Genomic DNA, 19,843 nt, shown 5'->3' with positions numbered 1-19,843 from the left:
ATGGTCCGCTGTCACGCCAGGTCTTCCGAGCCGAGCCCGGATGACCTGCCCTCGGTCAGGCGCTTTTCCGTGGCCCTCGCCTGAGCGACGATCCACTCGGCGACCGCGCGGACGGCCGGCCGACTGTCGCGACATCCGAGCACCCAGTAGGCATACTGGGAGTGCGGCACGGCCGCTTCCCGATCGAGCGTGACCAGGCGCCCTTCGTCGATGAGATGGTGAATGAGCGGCAACCGCCCCAGCGCAACACCCTGCCCGGCGAGCGCCGCCTGGATAACCTGATCGTACTGGTTGAATCGCAGAACCCCCTTGGGCGTGCGTTCGTCCAGACCCATGGCGGCCAGCGGCGTCTCCCAGCGCAGACCGGGGTGCTCCGGGTCATCGAAGTCAATCAACACGCTGTCGGCCAGCATCTTCTCGTTCACCGGCCTGGCACCGAGCTCCGGCGAGGCAACCGGCCGAACGATCTCGTCGAACAGATGCGTCCCCTCCCGGGACGCATCCCCCCGTCTGCCATAGCGGATCGCCAGATCGATCCCCTCCGCCCGCAGATCCTCGAGAGCGTTACTGGCGGCAACGCGGACGTCGATGCCCGGATGCTCCCGCTGAAACTCACCGAGGCGCGGCAGAAACCACAGCGCTGTTACACCGATGCTCGCGCTCACGGTGACGGGACGGCGTGCGCCGTCATCGAGCAGTTCCGACACGCCTCGTTCCAGTTGCTCGAGGGCCGGCTGAGCCACCGCATACAGTCGGGCGCCGTCCGCGGTGAGGCGGATTCGGCGATGCGCTCGCACGACGAGTTTGCGCCCCAGCGCCCGTTCCAGCGTCTGTAGCTGCCGACTCACCGCGGACTGCGAGCGATGGAGCTCCTCAGCGGCCCGGGTGATACTCAGCCGCCGCGCGACGACGATGAAGGTTCTTATCCCGTCGAGGGACGGTAACTTCCGCAGATTCGTGAACATGAATCACCGCTGCGCTAGCGCGCTGTTCGGCCTTCCCGGGGAAAGGCCATCACCCGTCGTGGGCGCCCGGAGAAGCCGGCTGCGCTCACAGTCCCCATTCGAACCCGATGGTGACGCGATCCGTGTCATCGAACTCACCGTAGAGACCGTGCTCCGGACCATAGAACACGTCAGCGCCGAATCTGACCGATAAATTGCTGGAAACGTCATAGCGGATCCCTGGCTGAACGAGACCATCGCCGTCGTGGAAACCATGTATCCACAGTACGCTCGCCGTAACGGTCTCGTGGAGAAATTCGCGTTCGAACAACAGGGTTACGCTGGTATCCACCGCGTCTCGGTTGAGATCGCGCGACGTCCCGGTGAGGCGACTCTGAAAGACCTGCCCACTGACGAAGGTATCGCCCGGTGCCTGCCAGTCCAGGCCAAGCACATAGCCGAGCTCGCCCGACGCGGCGATGCCGTCGCGATCTCCCGGATCCTTGGTGATAAAGCGCCGGTTCGACGAATAGGCGAGCTCACTTCGCAGCGTGAAGCTGCCGAAGGCCGTGCTCGCCGTGCCGCCGAAGGTGTGGGTTCGGCCGTACTCGGGGGTAACGACCACGCCATCCGCCGTCACACGTCGCCCGAAGACCGCAGTGTCATCATAGTGATAGAGATAGTTCAGGGTGAGATCCCAACCGCCGGCGAATACGGAATAACGAACGCCCGCATCCGAATCGGCGAAGAACCGGCCCGGACGATCCGGCGCCTCCAGCCTGACGGGGGTACCCGGTTCCGACTCCGGTACCAACCTGGGCGTGGTGAAGGCATAGCTAGCCCCCGGATCGGGTACGTCATGGTAAGTCCGGTCCGGAATCCAGAGCAGCTGTAGCAGACCATCGCCCACCGGCAGCTCCGCCTTGGCGGTCCACAACGGAATACGCGAGTCATCGTAATCCGCGAGTATGAACTCGCGATAACTCTGGGGGTTGACGACATCGAGCACCTTGAGCCCGTCCGCCTGCCCCCACACAGTCTGTTGCTTGCCCAGGCGCAGAAAAACGTCGCCAACGAAAGCGTCCAGATAGAGTTCGCGCAATTCGAGCTCGGCCCTCTCCTTTACAAACACCCGTCGGGACAAGGCAGCGCGGGTAGCCTGACTTGGCCGTCCCGGCTCCAGCTCGTCCGCGCCGTCGAACCGCAACCGGGCAATGCCGGTAATACGGGTGGACGGCGAAATATCGAGCCGTGCCTGCGGCGTCAGCGTTAGCTGGCTTTTCTGCAGGTCCCCGCCCACCGTCTGGAACGCCGTCTCCGCGTCGACGAGGAGCGACGTTTCCAGCCGCCCTGCCCAATCCAACGCCTCTGCCGCCTCGCCAACCAGAGCGAGCACGACGAACGCGAGCGCTCTCCCCGGAATCATCGTCTGTCGCATGCCATGAGCTCCACCGCGCTCCCCTGCGCTCCCCCGGTCAGTAGAAGCCACGGCGCAGCGATTGCCGGGTGAACACGCGCTCCGGCACGCGGGTGTGATAATCGACGTTGGAGAACTCGAACACGCTCTCGTGTCCACTCTTGTGGTTCACCGCGCGCAGCCTGAGGGCCGTCCATATGCCGTCGATTCGCTCGATACGCTCAACGTGGACCGTCTTCAGCGCGTTGCCGTTGACGTCCCAGATTTCCGTTCGCCGGGAAAAACGGGTCGTCTTATCCACGTACCAGCGCACGCGCCCGTAACCGAGCTCCCCGGCGGTCTCCCGGTCCACTGGTGTACCCTCGACCACGACCGTCTCTACTGCGTCGACGCGTTCCCGGCCCACGGTCTCGAAGCGATAATCCTCGAGCGGCACCTTGTTCTCGTTCTTGATGTCCTCGTAGGTGAAATCGGTACCGAGAAAGTAATCCCCCCGGTCGGAGGCGGGTATGCGCCGGACCTTGCGCAAGCTGGGCAGATAGAGCCACTGATCGTCGTCGCGGCCGGCAGCGGCATAGTCATAGGTGAGAAACGCCGTCCCCGCGATATTGGAAGGTGCCTCGTAGAAGATCACCGAGCGCTTCTCGTCGCCGAAGTACCGGCGAAAGCCCCGGGTTTCGCGTACGCGCGTCACTCCCCGGCGATCGGTGAGGGTCATGCGCAGATCCCGGGACACCGACACGCCTTCGTCACGGGCATCGACGATCTGCATCACGGCACGGCCCTCGGGCAGGTTCGGTTCAGCGGCCGCGGCCGGGTCATGGACGGCCACCGAAACGAGCACCGGGGCGGCCACCAGTGCGGCACGCATCACGTTACTGGCCACACCAGTGCCGCGCACGGGCGCAGTGCCGGTGAGAAAACGGGGGCGCAGCAGTTTGGCGAGCGCCGGCAGCACGGTCACACTGGTCGCGAAGGCCGTCGTGACGGCCACCGCCACCAGAGCACCGAAGTCCACGAGCGGCGGCACCTCACTGCTGGTCAACACCAGGAACCCCAGGGCGAGCGCCAGGAAATTGAACATCAACGCCCGCCCCGTGGACGCAAATAGCGGCGTGATACGCCGGTCGAGATCGGTGCCGGCCTCCGCACCGGCGAGAAGCTCGCGCAGGCGGTCGAGGGTGTGGATGGCAAAGTCGACACCCAGTCCGATGGCAATGGCAGCGAACATGGACGTCCCCACCCCGAGCCAGATCCCGCCCAGCCCCATCACGGCGTAGACGAACAGGACCGCGGAGGCCACGGGCAACAACGCGAACACCCCGGCCACCAGCGACCGGAACATGACCACGGCCATGAGCCAGACCATGAACAGCGACGCCATCAGGCTGGTTACGTGACTGGTCGCGATATTGTCGATCCAGTGGTAGTCGACCTGGATGCGACCGGTGAGCGTGGCCCGCATCGCTGCGGTATTGAATTCGTCGCGGATGTAGCGCTCCAGCGCGCTGACCAGACGGCGATTGTTGCGGTAGGCACCGGTATCCACTTGCAGACGCACGAGCGCACGCCGGTAGTCGTAGTCCACCTCTTCCTCGAAGTCGGTGGGGCTCCCCGAGGCCGCGTACAGCAGAAAGAGTTGAGCGATCAACGCGGCATCGTCGGGGATGCGGTAGGCCGCCGGGCGATCCTCATTCACGGCGCGGTGCATCTGTTTGATGTAATCCACCACCGACGTGGTGCCGTTCACATGCGGCAGTGTCTCTGCGAAACGTTGCAGGGCCTCTATTCGCCGTAAACGTGACGGGCGGAACAGGCCCTCGCGTTCCGGGGTCTCCACCACGATGTCCAGATGGTGAATGCCGTCCATGTGACGGTTGATCACCGCGTCGGCACGGTAGATGGGCTCACTGCGCTGAAAGTTCTCGATACGCTGGTCCTCGACCACGACCCGGCTGGCACCGTGGACACCCAGTGCCGCAACCACAATGGCACCCAACACCGTGATACGGGGACAACGCAGCACCGCCGCCCCGAGACCGACGAGCACGCGCTGGAGCCACTGGCCGTGTCGAGACGACCGCTGACCGAAGGTCGGAGTCGGTTTTGGCCGCAGCAACGCGAGCGCCGCGGGCAGCACGAGCAGTGAATAGACCCATGCCACGATCACGCCCAACGCCGCGAACAGGCCGAAATACCGCATCGGCGGCATGGCTGAGGCACCGTACAGCCCGGCGAATCCGGCTACCGTGGTGAGTGTGGTCAGGGTCACCGGCCGCCACATGTCCACCATGGCGGTGACTACCAGCTCTCGACCGCCCGCGTCCGGATGCTCCCGGATGAGCTCATAGTAGCGGCCGAAAATATGGACCGAGTCGGCGACGGCGATACCGATGAGAATCGCCACCAGGCCATTCGTTATCACGTAGAACGGCACACCAACCGCCGCCATGGTGCCAAGCGCCCCCACCACCGTGGCCAAGACGACGACGTTGGGAAGCAGCATTCCGCGTAGTGTCCGGAAAGCGAGCAGCAGCACGAGCGTGATAACGCCCCCTGCCAAGGGGTTGAGGCGCTTGGCATCGCGGTCGATGTAGCTGCCCAGGTAACCACTCACCGCTCCCTCGCCGGCGACGTGAATCCGGTCGTCGGCCCCTTTCGGCGCATTCTCCGCCAGACGCATCAGGCGTTGGTACGTCCCGGCGTTGCGCGCCTCGTCCACCACCTCGGCGAGGATCAGCGTGGCGTTGCCGTCCTCGGCGACCAGATTGCCCTGGTACAGCGGGAAATCGGCAATGGCGCGGCGAACCGAACGGGCCCCTTCGAGTGTGGCCGGCGGTTCGTCGAAGAACGGTTCCACCGCCATGCCGCCGGCGGTGCCGCGGATGTCGCTCTCGGTCGCGAGGCTCGTGACACCCGCCGGGTCGACGTTGTCCAGTGCCCGGATACGGTCAGTAAGCCACTGGACGAGTTTCAGGCTGGCGGGATTGTAAATGCCCTGTCGGCCCTCGTTGACGACGGCGACGACGAACGGGTCGTCCAGCCCGAATAGACGCTTCACCTCGTCGCGATACACCAGGGCCGGATTGTCGTCGGCGATGAAGGCATCCGCGCCGGTATCTTTCTGAAGGGCCGGCAACCAGGCGGCAGCCACGGCGATCAGCACGGCACCGGCGACGAGAATAGTCCTGGAATGGGCGGTCACCCAAAGGAAGAACCGCCGGCTGGCCGACTCATGTTCTGGCACGATCGATCCCCCATGTCGTGTATATACACTACATCGTCAAAAAATAGTGGCGCTCCACGCACCACTATCGCCCGAGGGGTGTCAGCCCACCGCCACCAGGTCCCCGAGCTCACTCTTGAGCCGCTGCCAACGTTCCTCACCCAGCCGCTCCACTATCTCTTGCTGCGCCCCTTCCCAGCAGCGCTTCGCCCGCTCGAGCAACTGTGTTCCCTCGGGTGTCAGGTGAATAGTGCGTTCGCGCCGGTAGCCCTCCTGGGAAACCGTCAGCAACCCCCGTTTCTCCAGCGGCCGCAGATTGCGGGACAGGGTCGTGCGATCCATGGCCATGTGCTCGGCGAGTGTCGTCAGCGAGGCGCCCGTCTCCATACTCGCGGCGACCAGCAGCGTGAACTGGGTGATGCGAAGACCGGTAGGCGCCAGAGCGCGGTCATAAGCCCGCGTCACCACCCGTGCGGCACTACGCAGATGGAAGCAGGCACAATTCTCCGCCACGAACTCGTTGGACACCATGATGCGATTCGTATCAAGACGTGTATATGCACGATATGACCACGAAAGACGTGCGTCAACTCCGCTCGCCACCGCAGCGTCCCCGGGCCGAGGCGCAGGCCGCGACGCGGACGCGTCGCCACGCCGCGGCCTGCGCCCCCTGGCACCAAATGGCAACGTCGCCAGCCTACGGGCTGGCGGAGACGGAGTAAGCGGAAACCCTGCCAGTTCGCATCAGCGGGACGTAAAGGCGATCGCCCGCGGCACCGATGTCCGCCACGCCCGGTTCCACCGCATGCGTCTCCACGGCCCCGCCCGCTTGCGGGAGGAACGTCAGCGTACCCTTCACCCAGTCGCTCACCACGAGGTAGTGACCGAGCGCTGCGACACCGTCGATATTGCCCAGCGCATCGCCATTGGGGACGGGCTCGATCCCGGCCCCATCGGCATCCATCAGCACCAGTGAACCCGGCGTCGCGGTGGTGAAATCGCTCTCGAGGCCCGTGCCCCAGTTGCCGACGATGAGCCGGCCGTCCTGTGCCAGGATGCCGTTGGGATGATGCAGACCGTCGTCCTCCGACCAGCGCGTGAGCCGGCCGTCGTGTAACCGGTACACCGCGTTCGCCATCATGTCGGTCACGTACACGTCGCCATCGGCCGTGACCGTGACATCGTTGAGAAACCGCGCGTCATCCGGCTCGAACGAGCGAACGAGCCGCCCTCGCTCCAGGTCGATCTCGTGCAGCGCCGTGATGTCGCTTACGTAGAGTCTGCCCTCGTGTATCGCCATACCCTTGGGCGCGTCCAGGCCCCCTATCCACTGGCGATTCACCACTGAACCATCCGGGTCGAGCAGCGAGAGGAAGCCCTCGCCGTCAGCCTCGCCCGGATGGCCGTCAATGTTGCTGACTATCAGGCGATCGCGTGCCGCATCCACCACCACCGATTCCGGCTCCGCGAATCCCTCCGTCGTCCACAGGTGGGTGAGCGGGGCTGGATCCGCCGCCATCGCATTCACACTCAATGCGAGCACGCCGGGGAGCAATGCACCGAATAGCTTCTTCATCTCGGATCTCCTGCTGAGGTGACACCGCAGGAAGCTAGATTTTCGATCCTTGACTCGCAAACACATCTCGATGCGCATCGAAAATTGATACTCTGCGCAGGCAAATCGTATTGAAACCGGAACAGCCGATGTCGGATGTGACACGAAGTGGGGTTTTTGCCGCCTTGCGGTCAGCGCTGAAGGCGCGTGGTATCACCTACGCGGAGCTCGCGCGGCGGCTGGGCATGTCCGAGCCCAGCGTGAAGCGACTGTTCCAGCAGCAGGACTGCAAGCTCAGCCGCCTGGCAGCGATCTGCACGGCCATCGACCTGCCGCTGGAGACACTGATCGAAGCCTCCAACCGCCCGGCCGGTCCGAGCGTGCCACTGTCGCACGATGCGGAGCGCCACCTCGCCGCGTACCCATCCCTGTTCTACTTCCTGCTGTTTCTCATGGACCGGTTCACGCCGCAGCAAATCGCCCGGGAGACCGGCCTGAGCCAGGCGAGTATCGAGCTCTACATGCGCGATCTCGATAGACTCGGCATCGTCGAGCGCGACGTGAGCGAACGCTACCGGTTGCTCATAACCACGCCGGTGGCCTGGCGCTGGACCGGGCCGCTGGCCCCCATTCTCAAGCGAATCAATCAGGACTTCGTCGGCTGGGCGGCAGAGAATGCCGGCGAGCCCGGGGTGCAGTTCATCACCCTCTCCCGACGCATGCGGGCGGATTCCGCGGACATGCTGCAACGCGAGGCCGACGAGTTCGCCGAGCGCATCCGCCAGACCGCTCACCGGGACCAGCTCATGTCGGCGGACTCGGAGCTCATGACAGCGAAGCTGACCCTCGCGCTCGCACCGTTCGCGTTTCACCGCATGCGCCGCATCGACGAGCACCCGCAAGCCGGCAGCCGGGCAAGCTGAACGCAGACGCACACCATTGCGGCGACTCGCCGATGCCTCGCCATGACCGCCATGATGGGATACGCTCTGCGCCGCGGATGCCGGCGTGGACGCCGGCGGCCGCCATCAACGCCGAGTACCTCGACCCGGAGCCCGAATGAGCCGCAGCCCCCGCTATCTGCAGATCAAGCAGTTCCTGCTGCAGCAGGTGCATTCGGGCGCCTACCCGACGCACCACCAGATCCCGCCGGAGGAGCAGCTCGCGCGCGAGTTCGGCGTCAGCCGCATGACCGCCAACAAGGCGATCCGCGAGCTCGTTCACGAGGGTTACCTGGTACGCCAGCCCGGGCTCGGCACGTTCGTCACCGACCTCAAGGCAGAGTCGTCGCTGCTCGAAATCCACAACATCGCCGACGAAGTCCGTAGCCGCGGTCACCAATACCGCAACGACGTGCTCCGCCGGGAGACCATCGCCGCGGACGAGGACATCGCGGTGCGCCTCGGCGTGCGCCTGGGCACCCACGTGTTTCACTCGGTCCTGATTCACCGCGAGAACGACATCCCCATCCAGCTCGAGGATCGCTATGTGAACCCGCGCTGGGTGCCGGACTACCTGGAGACCGATTTCTCCCGCCATACCCCCAACGAGGTGCTGAGCGCCGCCTGCCCCATCTCGGACATGGAGCACGTGGTGGAAGCCGTGCTGCCGGACGCCGAGGCCGCCGAGTGGCTGGAGATCTCCCCCGCCGAACCGTGCCTGCGCATGACACGCCGCACATGGTCGGACGACCACCTCATCAGCTACGCCCGCCTGCTCTACCCCGGCGACCGCTACAAGCTTCGCTCCGGCATGTCGGAACGCCAGCGCTAGCGGGGATACGCGACGCTCGCAGCCGGACCACGGTATATACATTCAAAGCATCCTCACCGTCCATTTCCCTGGGAGACGGCGGTACATCCGCCTCGTAAACTTCTAAGAAAGTCATTACAACTGTATGATTTTGAAAAAATAACCCGTTTTGTCGGGCAAATCCGGCAATGACGGGATGGATTCTTGACACCCGGGCTTGGCCTTTGTAATTGTATATACAATTCGTGTCAGGAGGAGAGCCGCCATGTCCGCGAACACCTCGCTGCTGTGGCGTGACATGACCGTCTTCGATGGTCTCCGCGAGCATCCGGAGCCGATGGCCGTCCTCACCCGGGGCGACCGCGTCGAACGGTTGTGCCCCATGCACGCGCTCACCGGTGCCGATATCGACGGCGCCCGCGAGGCGGGCAGCCACGGTGTGGTGACACCGGGGCTGGTGGATTGCCACACCCATCTCGTCTTCGGCGGCAACCGCGCGGGGGAATTCGAGCAGCGCCTGGAAGGGGCGAGCTACGCGGAGATCGCCAAAGCCGGCGGCGGCATCCTCGCCACCGTGCGCGCGACCCGGGAGGCCAGCGAAGACGCCCTTCTCGAGGCGGCACGACCGCGTCTGCAGGCGCTCATCGACGACGGCGTGACCTGCGTGGAGATCAAGTCCGGCTACGGCCTCACGGTCGCCGACGAGCTGAAGATGCTGCGCGTTGCCCGTCGACTCGGCGAGCGCCTGCCGGTGCGCGTGGTGACCACGCTCCTCGGGGCCCATGCCCTGCCGCCGGAATACAAAGGGGCGAGCGACGATTACATCGATCTCGTCTGCAACGAGATGATCCCAGCCGCCGTGGCCGAGGACCTCGCCGACGCGGTGGACGTCTTCTGCGAATCCATCGCCTTCAGCGTGGCCCAGTGCGAGCGCGTGTTTCAGGCCGCCCGGGCCCACGGGCTGCCCATCAAGGCCCACGCCGAGCAGCTCTCCAACCTGGGCGGTACCGCCATGGCGGCACGCTACGGTGCACTGTCCGCCGACCACATCGAATACCTGGACGACGAAGGCGTGGCCGCCATGCAGGAGGCTGGCAGCGTCGCCGTGCTGCTGCCCGGCGCCTTCCACACGCTACGCGAGACGCAGCTACCGCCCGTCGGCGCCCTGCGCGAGGCCCGTGTCCCCATTGCCCTGGCCACGGATGCGAACCCTGGCAGCTCGCCGATGTTCATGCCGACACTGATGCTGAACCTTGCGTGCACGCTCTTCCGCCTCACCCCGCGCGAGGCGCTCGCCGGCATGACCGCCCACGGCGCCCGGGCACTGCGCCGCCCCGAGCTTGGCCGCCTCGCCGAAGGCGCGCCCGCCGACCTGTGCGTGTGGGACGTGGAACGCCCCGCCGAGCTCGCCTACGCGGTGCAGCCCGGCCGGCTGCGCCAGCGTGTGATCAACGGGGAGGTCACCCACGATGCCTGAGCCCATCGACATGAGCCTCTGGCAGGGCCGCACGGACCCGGAACCGGACAGCGAGCGCTGGCACCAGCGTATCCGCGCCGTCGACGAAGCGGCCGGCCCCGGCGCGGCGCTGATCGGCTTCACCAGCGATGCCGGCGTGCGCCGCAACCACGGACGCACGGGAGCCGTCGGCGGTCCGAGTGCCATCCGCCGCGCCCTTGCCGGCCTCGCCTGGCACCGCAACGGCCCTGCCTTCGACGCCGGCGATGTCCGATGCGAGGACGACGCGCTGGAAAATGCCCAGTCACGACTCGGCGGCCGTGTCACCGGGCTCCTCGACGCCGGCCACAGGCCTATCGTGATGGGCGGCGGTCACGAGGTGGCATACGGAAGCTGGCAGGGTATCGCCCGTCACCTGGAGGCCGGCACGCAGCCACCGCGCGTGGGCATCGTCAACCTGGACGCGCACTTCGACCTGCGCGACCCGGCACACGTGCGCTCCTCCGGCACCCCCTTCGCCCAGATCGCCGAGGACTGCCTGGCGCGTGGCTGGCCGTTCCATTACGCCTGCCTGGGCGTGAGCCGCGCGAGCAATACGCGCGCACTCTTCCAACGCGCCGACACTCTCGGCGTGCTGGTACGCGAGGACCGCGAGATCACCGCCGCCGGCCTGGCGAAGGTGGACGACGCGCTCACGGCGTTCATCGACGCCTGTGAGCGGGTGTACCTCACCATCGATCTCGACGTGCTGCCCGCCGCCGAGGCCCCCGGGGTCAGCGCCCCTGCCGCCCGCGGCGTGTCCCTCGCCCTGCTCGAACCCCTGATCGAGCGCGTGCGCGATAGCGGCAAGCTACTGCTCGCCGACATCGCCGAGCTCAACCCGGACTACGACATCGACAACCGTACCGCCAGAGTCGCGGCGCGCCTCGTGCACCTGCTCACCCTCGACGGGTGAACGCTCGTGAGGTCCGTGACCCGCACCGGAGAGAGAGCCATGTCCCAACCGACCAACCGCCACGACCCGAGCCGCCGCATCGCCCCGCCCACCGGCACCGAGCGCTCCTGCAAGAGCTGGTTGACCGAGGCGCCACTGCGCATGCTCATGAACAACCTCCATCCGGACGTCGCCGAACGCCCGGAGGATCTGGTCGTCTATGGCGGCATCGGCCGCGCCGCCCGCGACTGGGCGTGCTACGACAAGATCGTCGAGACCCTGCAGCGGCTGGAGGACAACCAGTCCCTGCTGATTCAGTCGGGCAAGCCCGTGGGCGTGTTCGAGACCCACAAGGACGCCCCGCGCGTGCTCATCGCCAACTCCAACCTGGTGCCGGCCTGGGCGAACTGGGAGCACTTCAACGAGCTCGACCGCCAGGGCCTGATGATGTACGGCCAGATGACTGCGGGCTCGTGGATCTACATCGGCTCCCAGGGCATCGTCCAGGGCACCTACGAGACCTTCGTCGAGGCCGGCCGTCAGCACTACGACGGCAAGCTCGCCGGCCGCTGGATCCTCACCGCCGGCCTCGGCGGCATGGGCGGCGCCCAGCCGCTGGCCGCGAGCCTGGCCGGGGCGTGTTCGCTCACCATCGAATGCCAGCAGTCGCGCCTGGACTTCCGCCTGCGAACTCGCTACCTCGACGAGCAGGCCGACGATCTCGACGATGCCCTGGCGCGCATCGAGCGGTACACGAGCGAGGGCAAGGCCGTATCCATCGGACTGTGCGCCAATGCCGCCGAGGTCCTGCCCGAGCTCGTGCGCCGCGGCGTGCGCCCGGACATGGTCACCGACCAGACCAGCGCCCACGACCCGCTGAACGGCTACCTGCCCGCCGGCTGGACCTGGGAGGAGTACGTCAAACGCGGTCAGCGCGAGCCCGAGGCCGTGGTGGATGCAGCCAAGGCCTCCATGGCCGTGCACGTGCAGGCCATGCTCGACTTCCAGGCCCAGGGCATTCCGACCTTCGACTACGGCAACAACATCCGCCAGATGGCCCAGGAGAAAGGCGTCGACAACGCCTTCGATTTCCCCGGGTTCGTGCCGGCCTATATTCGCCCGCTGTTCTGCCAGGGCGTCGGCCCGTTCCGCTGGGCGGCGCTCTCGGGCGATCCGGAAGACATCTACAAGACCGACGCCAAGGTCAAGGAGCTCATCCCCGACGATCCGCATCTGCACAACTGGCTGGACATGGCCCGCGAGCGCATCAGTTTCCAGGGCCTGCCGGCGCGCATCTGCTGGGTCGGCCTCCGTGACCGCGCGCGCCTCGGGCAAGCGTTCAACGAGATGGTGCGCAACGGCGAGCTCAAGGCGCCGGTGGTGATCGGCCGCGACCACCTGGACTCCGGCTCGGTCGCCAGCCCCAACCGCGAAACCGAGAGCATGCAGGACGGCTCCGATGCCGTCTCCGACTGGCCACTGCTCAACGCCCTGCTCAACACCGCCGGCGGCGCCACCTGGGTGTCGATTCACCACGGCGGCGGTGTGGGCATGGGTTATTCGCAGCACGCCGGGGTCGTCATCGTCTGCGACGGCAGCGACGACGCCCATGCCCGACTGGGCCGCGTGCTGCGCAACGATCCGGGCACCGGCGTGATGCGTCACGCCGATGCCGGGTATGACATCGCCAAGCGCTGCGCCAGGGAGCAGGGGCTGGACTTGCCGATGCTGGAGTGACGCGGCGGGCGCTCCGCCCCGGTTCCGGTGGCACAGGGACCGGGGCGTGCGCTGGCGGCCATAATCCGACCTGGGGAGGGGAGAGAAGATGAGCGAGAGCGATCACGGCCTCACGGACCCGGCCCCGCGCGAGGCGACTCCCGCGGCGCACTGGAGTCACGTTCTGAAGTTCTGCGGGCTGAGCGCCCTGGGACTGTTCGTATTCTTCGTGCCGGTGACCTTCGGCGGGAAATCCACTATCCCGCTGGATCACATCGTCAGCGGCATCCGTGGCGGCCTGCCAGCGCTGATGCCCTGGTACGCGCTGGCGATCATCGCCGCCGGCGCCGTCTACCCGTTCGTACGCGGCACCTGGCACCGCAGCCCTGTGGACGCCGTATTCTCCGCGCTCAAGGTTCTCGGCCTGGGCGTGGCGCTGATGCTGGTCTTCGAGGTCGGGCCGCAGTGGCTGTTCGCGAAGGACCTCGGGCCGTTCCTGTTCGAGAAGCTGGTGATCGCCGTCGGCGTGCTGGTACCGGTGGGCGCGATCTTCCTCGCCTTCCTGGTGGACTTCGGCCTGCTCGAAAGCATCGGTGTGCTCTTCCGCCCGATCATGAAGCCCATCTGGGGCACGCCCGGACGGAGCGCCATCGACGCGGTGGCCTCGTTCGTCGGCAGCTACTCCATCGGGCTGCTGATCACCAACCGGGTGTACAAGGAGAGCAAGTACACTGCGCGGGAGGCGACCATCATCGCCACCGGGTTTTCCACGGTGTCGGCGACCTTCATGGTCATCGTGGCGAAGACGCTGGACCTGATGGCCATCTGGACCACCTACTTCGCGATCACGCTGATCATCACCTTCCTGGTGACGGCCATCACCGTGCGCATCCCGCCGATCAGCCGCAAACCCGAGCGCTACGTCAGCGGTGACGGCGAGCCGGAGCAGCCGCACACCGGCAACCTCCTTGTCGCCGCCTGGCGCGAGGGCATCGCCGCCAGCGGCCGGTCCCCGTCCGTACCCGCGAGCGTGGCCGCCAACTTCCGCGACGGCGTGCTCATGGCGATGAGCATTCTGCCGACCATTCTCTCGGTGGGACTCATCGGGCTCGTGCTCGCGAAATTCACCCCGGTGTTCGACTGGGTGGCGCTGTTGTTCTACCCGCTGACGGCCGCGCTTCAGCTCCCCGACGCCATGCTCGCCGCCAAGGCGGCCTCGGTGGGCATCGCCGAAATGTTCCTGCCGGCGCTGGTGGCCGTGGACGCCTCGCTGCCCACACGCTTCGTGGCCGGGGTGGTGTCGGTGTCCTCGGTGCTGTTCTTCTCGGCATCGATCCCGTGCATTCTCGCCACGGAAATCCCCGTGCGGGTCTGGGAGCTGGTGGTGCTCTGGTTCGAGCGCACGGTGCTCTCGATCCTGCTGGCGACTCCGGTCGCTTACCTCATCATGTGACTGCCACCGGGGGTGTACTCCGGCTACGCAGCACGAGTGCCAACGGCGGTCCCAGGGCGCGTCCCGGGCCGCCATTCCCGATCACCTGGAGGGAACCATGACCACCCTGAGGCTTACACCCGGCGAGATGACACTGGCGCAGATGCGTCGCGTGTACGCCGCTGCGGAGCCCGTCGAGCTGTCGGACCACGCCAACGCAGCGATCGCCGCCGGCGTCGACTGCGTCAACCGCGTCGTCGCCGAGGATCGCACCGTTTACGGAATCAACACGGGCTTCGGCCTGCTGGCCCAGACCCGAATTCCCCGGGATCAGCTGGAAAGCCTCCAGCGCTCGCTTGTGCTTTCTCACGCAACGGGCGTGGGCGAGCCGATCGACGACGCCCTCGTGCGCCTGACCATGGTGCTGAAGGTCAACAGCCTGGCCCGCGGATTCTCCGGTATCCGCCGCGAGGTCATCGATGCGCTGATCGCCCTGATCAACGCCGAGGTCTACCCGGAGATTCCGGCGAAAGGCTCCGTGGGCGCCTCCGGGGACCTGGCACCACTGGCTCACATGAGCGTGGTGCTCCTCGGCGAGGGCCGGGCCCGCTATCGCGGCGAATGGGTGCCGGCGGAGGAGGCGCTCGCCATCGCCGGGCTCGAACCCATCGCCCTCGCGCCCAAGGAAGGCCTGGCCCTGCTGAACGGCACCCAGGTTTCCACGGCCTACGCCCTGAAAGGCCTGTTCGAGGCGGAAGACCTCTACGCCGCGGCCACGGTGGGCGGCGCGCTGTCCGTGGAGGCGACGCTGAGCTCCCGCGCGCCGTTCGACGAGCGCATCCATGCCGTGCGCGGCCAACGCGGCCAGATCGACGCGGCCGCGGCCTATCGCCACCTCCTCGGTGAGCGCAGCGCCATCAGCGACTCCCACGCCAATTGCGACAAGGTCCAGGACCCCTACTCCCTGCGCTGCCAGCCCCAGGTGATGGGTGCCTGCCTGACCCAGCTCCGCCAGGCCGCCGAGGTGCTGGCGGTGGAGGCCAACGCAGTCTCCGACAACCCGCTGGTGTTCGCCGCCGAGGGCGAGGTGATCTCGGGCGGCAACTTCCACGCCGAGCCGGTGGCCATGGCCGCCGACAACCTCGCCCTGGCGCTGGCCGAGATCGGCGCGCTCACCGAGCGGCGGATCTCGCTGATGATGGACCGCAACATGTCGCAGTTGCCGGCTTTCCTCGTGGAAAACGGCGGCGTGAACTCCGGGTTCATGATCGCCCAGGTCACCGCGGCGGCACTCGCCAGCGAGAACAAGGCGCTGGCCCACCCGCACAGCGTCGACAGCCTGCCCACCTCGGCGAATCAGGAGGACCACGTGTCCATGGCGCCGGCGGCGGGGAAACGGCTGGCGGAGATGGCCGGCAACGTCCGCTCCATCATCGCCATCGAGTGGCTGGCCGCCTGCCAGGGTCTCGACTTCCGCGAGGGGCTGCAGAGCACCGAGCGCCTGGAAGGCGCCCGTCAGCGCCTGCGCGAGCGGGTGTCCTATTACGACCGCGACCGTTTCTTCGCCCCGGACATCGAGGCCGCCACGCAGTTCCTCGACGAGTCCACCTGGGACGAACTGCTGCCCGCCGGCCTGCTGCCGAGCTACTGAGCTCACTCGGCCCCGCGCTCGCACCCGCGGGGCCGGAAGCCCTGCTATCGCCAATAACGAAACCCGTTCAAAGGGGGAGAGATGAATGCAATCGTCCTGGCCGTCCTCGTGATGGTCGCGTTGAGTCTTGCCCGCGTTTCCGTCGTCTTCGCGCTCATCGTCGCCGCCCTGGTCGGGGGCTTGTACAGCGGCATGAGTGTCGGCGCGGTCCTGGAAGCCTTTCAGGCCGGACTCGGCAACGGCGCCACCGTGGCGCTGTCCTACGCCACCCTCGGCGCATTCGCCGTGGCGCTGTCGCGCTCGAGCATCACCGAGCTTCTCGCGGCGAAAGCCGTACGCAGGCTCGGCGTCGACGACGGCACTGGCAAGCGCCGCGTCGTCTACTTCAGCCTGATCGGCGCACTGCTCGTCGCCGCGGTGAGCTCGCAGAATCTCATTCCGGTACACATCGCCTTCATTCCCGTACTGGTGCCGCCGCTGCTCAAGCTCATGAACAGCCTCCACATGGACCGGCGCGCCGCCGCCTGCGGCATCACCTTCGGCATCACCGCCACCTACATGCTCCTGCCGGTGGGCTTTGGGTCCATCTTCCTCAACGACATCCTGCTCGCCAACCTCAACGAGGCCGGCGAATCCCTGGGATTGACCGTCACCCCCGGGATGGTGCCCCTGGCTATGCTCATTCCGGTTTCCGGGATGATTCTCGGCCTGCTGGTGGCGGTGTTCTTCAGCTATCGGGGTAATCGCGAGTACGCCGAGCACGGCATCGGTGACCACGAGTCAATGGACCCCGACAGCACCCACCTGGCGCCTTGGCAGCTAGGCGCCCTCGCCGTCGCCGTCGTGGCCGCGCTGGTCACTCAGCTCACCCTGGACTCGATGGTGCTCGGCGGGATCCTCGGCTTCGCCATCCTCTCGGTCAGCGGCGTCTTCCACTGGCGCGAGCAGGACGACGTGTTCACCGAAGGCATGCGCATGATGGCGCTGGTGGGCTTCATCATGATCACCGCCTCCGGCTTCGCCAATGTCATGCAGGAGACCGGTTCCATCGAAACGCTGGTGGAGAGCTCCGTGGCGATCATCGGCGACAACCGCGGCCTGGCGGCGTTGATCATGCTGCTGGTGGGGCTGTTCATCACCATGGGCATCGGCTCGTCGTTCTCGACGATCCCGATCATCGCCTCACTGTACGTACCGCTGGCCATCAACCTCGGGTTCTCGCCCATGGCCACGGTGGCCCTGGTGGGTACCGCGGCAGCGCTCGGCGACGCCGGCTCCCCCGCCTCGGACTCGACCCTCGGCCCCACCGCCGGGCTCAACGCCGACGGCCAGCACGACCACATCTGGGATTCCGTGGTGCCCACCTTCCTGCACTACAACATCCCGCTGGTGGCCTTCGGCTGGCTGGCGGCGATGACACTGTAGCGCCACGTCGATGCGTGCGCCGCCCGGGGCGGGCGGCGCGCCAACTAGACAGCGGCGGCGTCGTCGTCCTCCGGCGGCGTAGGCCGCACCAGTACCTCGTTGACGTCCACGTACCGGGGCTGGGAGACCGCGTAGAGCACAGCGCGGGCAATGTCCGCTGGCACCAGGCCGTGCTCCGGCGGCTCGTCAAAGAACGCGGTATCCACGACTCCGGGCTCGATCAGCGTCACTCGCACGCCACTGCCGCGCAGCTCCTCGCGCACGCCGTAACCGATCGCACTCACCGCCCACTTGGTGGCGCTGTACATGGATCCGGGAATGGTGACGCGCCCGGCCGCCGATCCGGTAATCAGCAGGTGCCCGCGGCTCTCGCGCAGGGCCGCGATGGTGTGCCGCAGGGTCAGGCCGATACCGTAGACATTCGTGAGGATCATATCCCGCCAAACGCTGGTGTCAGCACCGCTGAAACCACCGGGGCTACCGCCCATGCCGGCGTTGGCGAAGACCACGTCGATCCGGCCGAAGGTGGCGAGCGCCGCCTCGACCATGGCCTTCTGCTGCCCCTCGTCGTTAACGTCGCAGGCCACCGCCAGCGCCCGGTCGGCACCGCCAAGCTCTTCGACCAGGGCGTCCAGGCGTTCTCGCCGGCGGGCGGCGAGCACTACACGGTAGCCAGCGGCACTCGCCTGACGAGCCGTCTCCGCACCGATGCCGCTGGACGCGCCGGTGATCAGGAATACTGGATCCGACATGGCAACGTGCTCCCTCTGCTTGAATGTCCCCGTCGCCGCCGCGGATGACCCACACAGATAGCCGGGGTTGGCGGGGTACCTGGGGGCGGTAGCGTCTGCCGCCAGGGATGGCGGCAGTCGAGCGCACACGGACGGTTCACAGCATCCCCCGCCCCCACGTACCCCGCCAACCCACCCCCGAGCGCCGCGGAATGCACGACGCTACCGCTCATAGTTGGGACGAGGCCTACGCGTTGCAATGGAGGGAACACGGTCGCCGGATCCCCCCTCAGCCACAGGCGCAGCCTGTACGCGAAGCAACGAATCGACCGCGCCAGAAAAACGGATCAGAAGCGCGTCGTCAGAATTTCGACAGCCTCGAAGGCGTCGTTCATCAGACAGATGTGCCGCCACTTGTCGAAGGTGAGACACGGATGGGAGCTACCGAAAGCGACGATGTCCCCCACGCGCACGTCCTCCCCCACCGGCACCTGGAGAAAGGCGTGCTGGTCCATGATGCCGGTCACCGCCCAATCCGCCACGGGCAGCGGCGCGTCGTCCATCCCCGGGCGGTAACGCCGCAGCGGCATGGGCAGGTCCGCGTCATAAGCGATATCGCGCTTGCCGAGCCCGGCTACCGCCCGGCCGGGCTCCGGGACGGACTGGATATGGGCCCAGACCTCCATGGCCGGCAGCAAGCCATCTTCCGGGTCACCGTGGAGCCGCTCCAGGATCTCCGACTGCGCCCGCTTGTAGAGGCCGTGATCGTGGGCGACGTAACACCCCGGCCGTAGCAGCGGCAGGAAACGCTCGCGTGCGTCCGCTGCGCCGAAAGCCTCGGCGATCACGTCGTACCAGGCGGAGCCGGAGGCGGTCACCACGGGCCGCTCGACGGCGATCAGGTCCGCGTCGGCGAGCGCCCGGGTGATGGCCACCAGCTCGTCGCCGTAGGCGCGTACCCGGTCGGCCATGTCATCGCCGTGGATTACGCCCTCGTAACCCTCGATGCCGGCGACGGCTATCCCGGGCTGCGCGGCGATCACCTCGGCCAGCGCCATGACCTCCGCGCGGGAACGGCAGCCGCACCGCCCGCCTGGCACGCCGAGCTCGATGAGCACCTCCACGCACTGGCCACGTGCGGCGAAGAACTCACCCAGCGCGCGGGCGTTGTCAGCCGAGTCCACGGTGCAGTGATAGGTAACCTCCGGATCCTCGAGCAGGCTCGAGACAATGGCCATGTTGCCGGCGCCGACGAGCTCGTTGGCCATCAGCAGCCGGCGTACGCCGGCCTCGTAGGCAGCCCGGCACTGGGCGGCTGTGGCCAGCGTGATGCCCCACGCACCGGCGGCGGTCTGGCGGCGGAAAAGCGCCGGGGTCATGGTGGTCTTGCCGTGAGGGGCCAGCGCCAGACCGCGATCGTCCACGAAGCGCTGCATCCAGTGGATGTTGTGTTCCAGCGCCCGCTCGCGCAGCACCATGGCCGGCAGGCTCACTTCGTCACGGATGAGCGAAGCGCCCTTGCCGGCGCCCTCGACGGGCAGGCCCTTCTCGCCCCGCGCGACGGCGGCCCGGATCTCGGTGGTATCGATGGTCATTGCGTGTCT

General features: G+C 66.9%; 15 protein-coding genes. 8 read left to right on the top strand and 7 right to left on the bottom strand.

Features of this window, described 5'->3' with window-relative positions; genetic code table 11:
- Nucleotides 1-11 precede the first annotated feature (11 nt).
- The 5 genes from ACPEES_RS11245 to ACPEES_RS11225 all read right to left on the bottom strand — a co-directional run bounded on the left by ACPEES_RS11245 (nucleotide 12) and on the right by ACPEES_RS11225 (nucleotide 7,163).
- Nucleotides 12-965, bottom strand: a complete 954-nt coding sequence (locus tag ACPEES_RS11245) for a LysR substrate-binding domain-containing protein (RefSeq protein ID WP_435103580.1) — start codon at nucleotides 963-965, stop codon at nucleotides 12-14.
- Nucleotides 966-1,050: 85 nt separating this feature from the next.
- Entirely contained in the window at nucleotides 1,051-2,382 is a 1,332-nt protein-coding gene (locus tag ACPEES_RS11240; protein WP_435103579.1) for a DUF1302 family protein, read from the bottom strand.
- A 37-nt stretch (nucleotides 2,383-2,419) separates the two neighbouring features.
- Entirely contained in the window at nucleotides 2,420-5,608 is a 3,189-nt protein-coding gene (locus ACPEES_RS11235) for an outer membrane lipoprotein-sorting protein (protein WP_435103578.1), read from the bottom strand.
- An 81-nt stretch (nucleotides 5,609-5,689) separates the two neighbouring features.
- Nucleotides 5,690-6,118, bottom strand: coding sequence for a MarR family winged helix-turn-helix transcriptional regulator (locus tag ACPEES_RS11230; protein ID WP_435103577.1), 429 nt, complete (start codon nucleotides 6,116-6,118; stop codon nucleotides 5,690-5,692).
- 166 nt (nucleotides 6,119-6,284) lie between these two features.
- Nucleotides 6,285-7,163, bottom strand: coding sequence for an SMP-30/gluconolactonase/LRE family protein (locus ACPEES_RS11225; protein ID WP_435103575.1), 879 nt, complete (start codon nucleotides 7,161-7,163; stop codon nucleotides 6,285-6,287).
- A gap of 128 nt (nucleotides 7,164-7,291) precedes the next feature.
- Between ACPEES_RS11225 and ACPEES_RS11220 the strand changes: the two genes are divergently transcribed.
- From ACPEES_RS11220 to ACPEES_RS11185, 8 genes are all read left to right on the top strand, one after another.
- Nucleotides 7,292-8,065 carry a helix-turn-helix domain-containing protein gene (locus ACPEES_RS11220; protein WP_435103574.1) on the top strand — a complete coding sequence of 258 codons (774 nt, stop codon included), beginning with the start codon at nucleotides 7,292-7,294 and terminating at the stop codon, nucleotides 8,063-8,065.
- A 136-nt stretch (nucleotides 8,066-8,201) separates the two neighbouring features.
- Nucleotides 8,202-8,915, top strand: coding sequence for a histidine utilization repressor (gene hutC / locus ACPEES_RS11215; RefSeq protein WP_435103573.1), 714 nt, complete (start codon nucleotides 8,202-8,204; stop codon nucleotides 8,913-8,915).
- 244 nt (nucleotides 8,916-9,159) lie between these two features.
- A complete protein-coding gene (hutI, locus tag ACPEES_RS11210; protein ID WP_435103572.1) occupies nucleotides 9,160-10,371 on the top strand; it encodes an imidazolonepropionase in 1,212 nt (403 codons plus the stop codon).
- Nucleotides 10,364-11,305 carry a formimidoylglutamase gene (gene hutG, locus ACPEES_RS11205; RefSeq protein ID WP_435103571.1) on the top strand — a complete coding sequence of 314 codons (942 nt, stop codon included), beginning with the start codon at nucleotides 10,364-10,366 and terminating at the stop codon, nucleotides 11,303-11,305. Before hutI ends, hutG begins: the two co-directional genes overlap by 8 nt.
- A 39-nt stretch (nucleotides 11,306-11,344) precedes the next feature.
- Nucleotides 11,345-13,021, top strand: coding sequence for a urocanate hydratase (gene hutU, locus ACPEES_RS11200; RefSeq protein WP_435103570.1), 1,677 nt, complete (start codon nucleotides 11,345-11,347; stop codon nucleotides 13,019-13,021).
- Between the two features lie 88 nt (nucleotides 13,022-13,109).
- Nucleotides 13,110-14,453: a YjiH family protein gene (locus tag ACPEES_RS11195; RefSeq protein WP_435103569.1), complete on the top strand. Its 1,344-nt coding sequence runs from the start codon at nucleotides 13,110-13,112 to the stop codon at nucleotides 14,451-14,453.
- A gap of 97 nt (nucleotides 14,454-14,550) precedes the next feature.
- Complete coding sequence (gene hutH, locus ACPEES_RS11190) at nucleotides 14,551-16,083, top strand: histidine ammonia-lyase (RefSeq protein ID WP_435103568.1); 1,533 nt, start codon at nucleotides 14,551-14,553, stop codon at nucleotides 16,081-16,083.
- A gap of 81 nt (nucleotides 16,084-16,164) precedes the next feature.
- A complete protein-coding gene (locus tag ACPEES_RS11185) occupies nucleotides 16,165-17,508 on the top strand; it encodes a Na+/H+ antiporter family protein (RefSeq protein WP_435103567.1) in 1,344 nt (447 codons plus the stop codon).
- Nucleotides 17,509-17,552: 44 nt separating this feature from the next.
- Here ACPEES_RS11185 and ACPEES_RS11180 read toward each other — a convergent pair whose 3' ends face one another.
- Both ACPEES_RS11180 and ACPEES_RS11175 read right to left on the bottom strand, forming a co-directional pair.
- Nucleotides 17,553-18,260, bottom strand: coding sequence for an SDR family oxidoreductase (locus ACPEES_RS11180; protein ID WP_435103566.1), 708 nt, complete (start codon nucleotides 18,258-18,260; stop codon nucleotides 17,553-17,555).
- Between the two features lie 326 nt (nucleotides 18,261-18,586).
- Nucleotides 18,587-19,834 (bottom strand): amino acid deaminase, encoded by a 1,248-nt coding sequence (locus tag ACPEES_RS11175; RefSeq protein WP_435103565.1) that lies wholly within the window; start codon nucleotides 19,832-19,834, stop codon nucleotides 18,587-18,589.
- Nucleotides 19,835-19,843 lie beyond the last annotated feature (9 nt).

It is taken from the genome of Arhodomonas sp. AD133, from assembly GCF_051195215.1.
Taxonomy (GTDB): domain Bacteria; phylum Pseudomonadota; class Gammaproteobacteria; order Nitrococcales; family Nitrococcaceae; genus Arhodomonas.
Note: the sequence above shows the minus strand (reverse complement) of the source record. Positions and strands in the feature narration are given on the sequence as shown.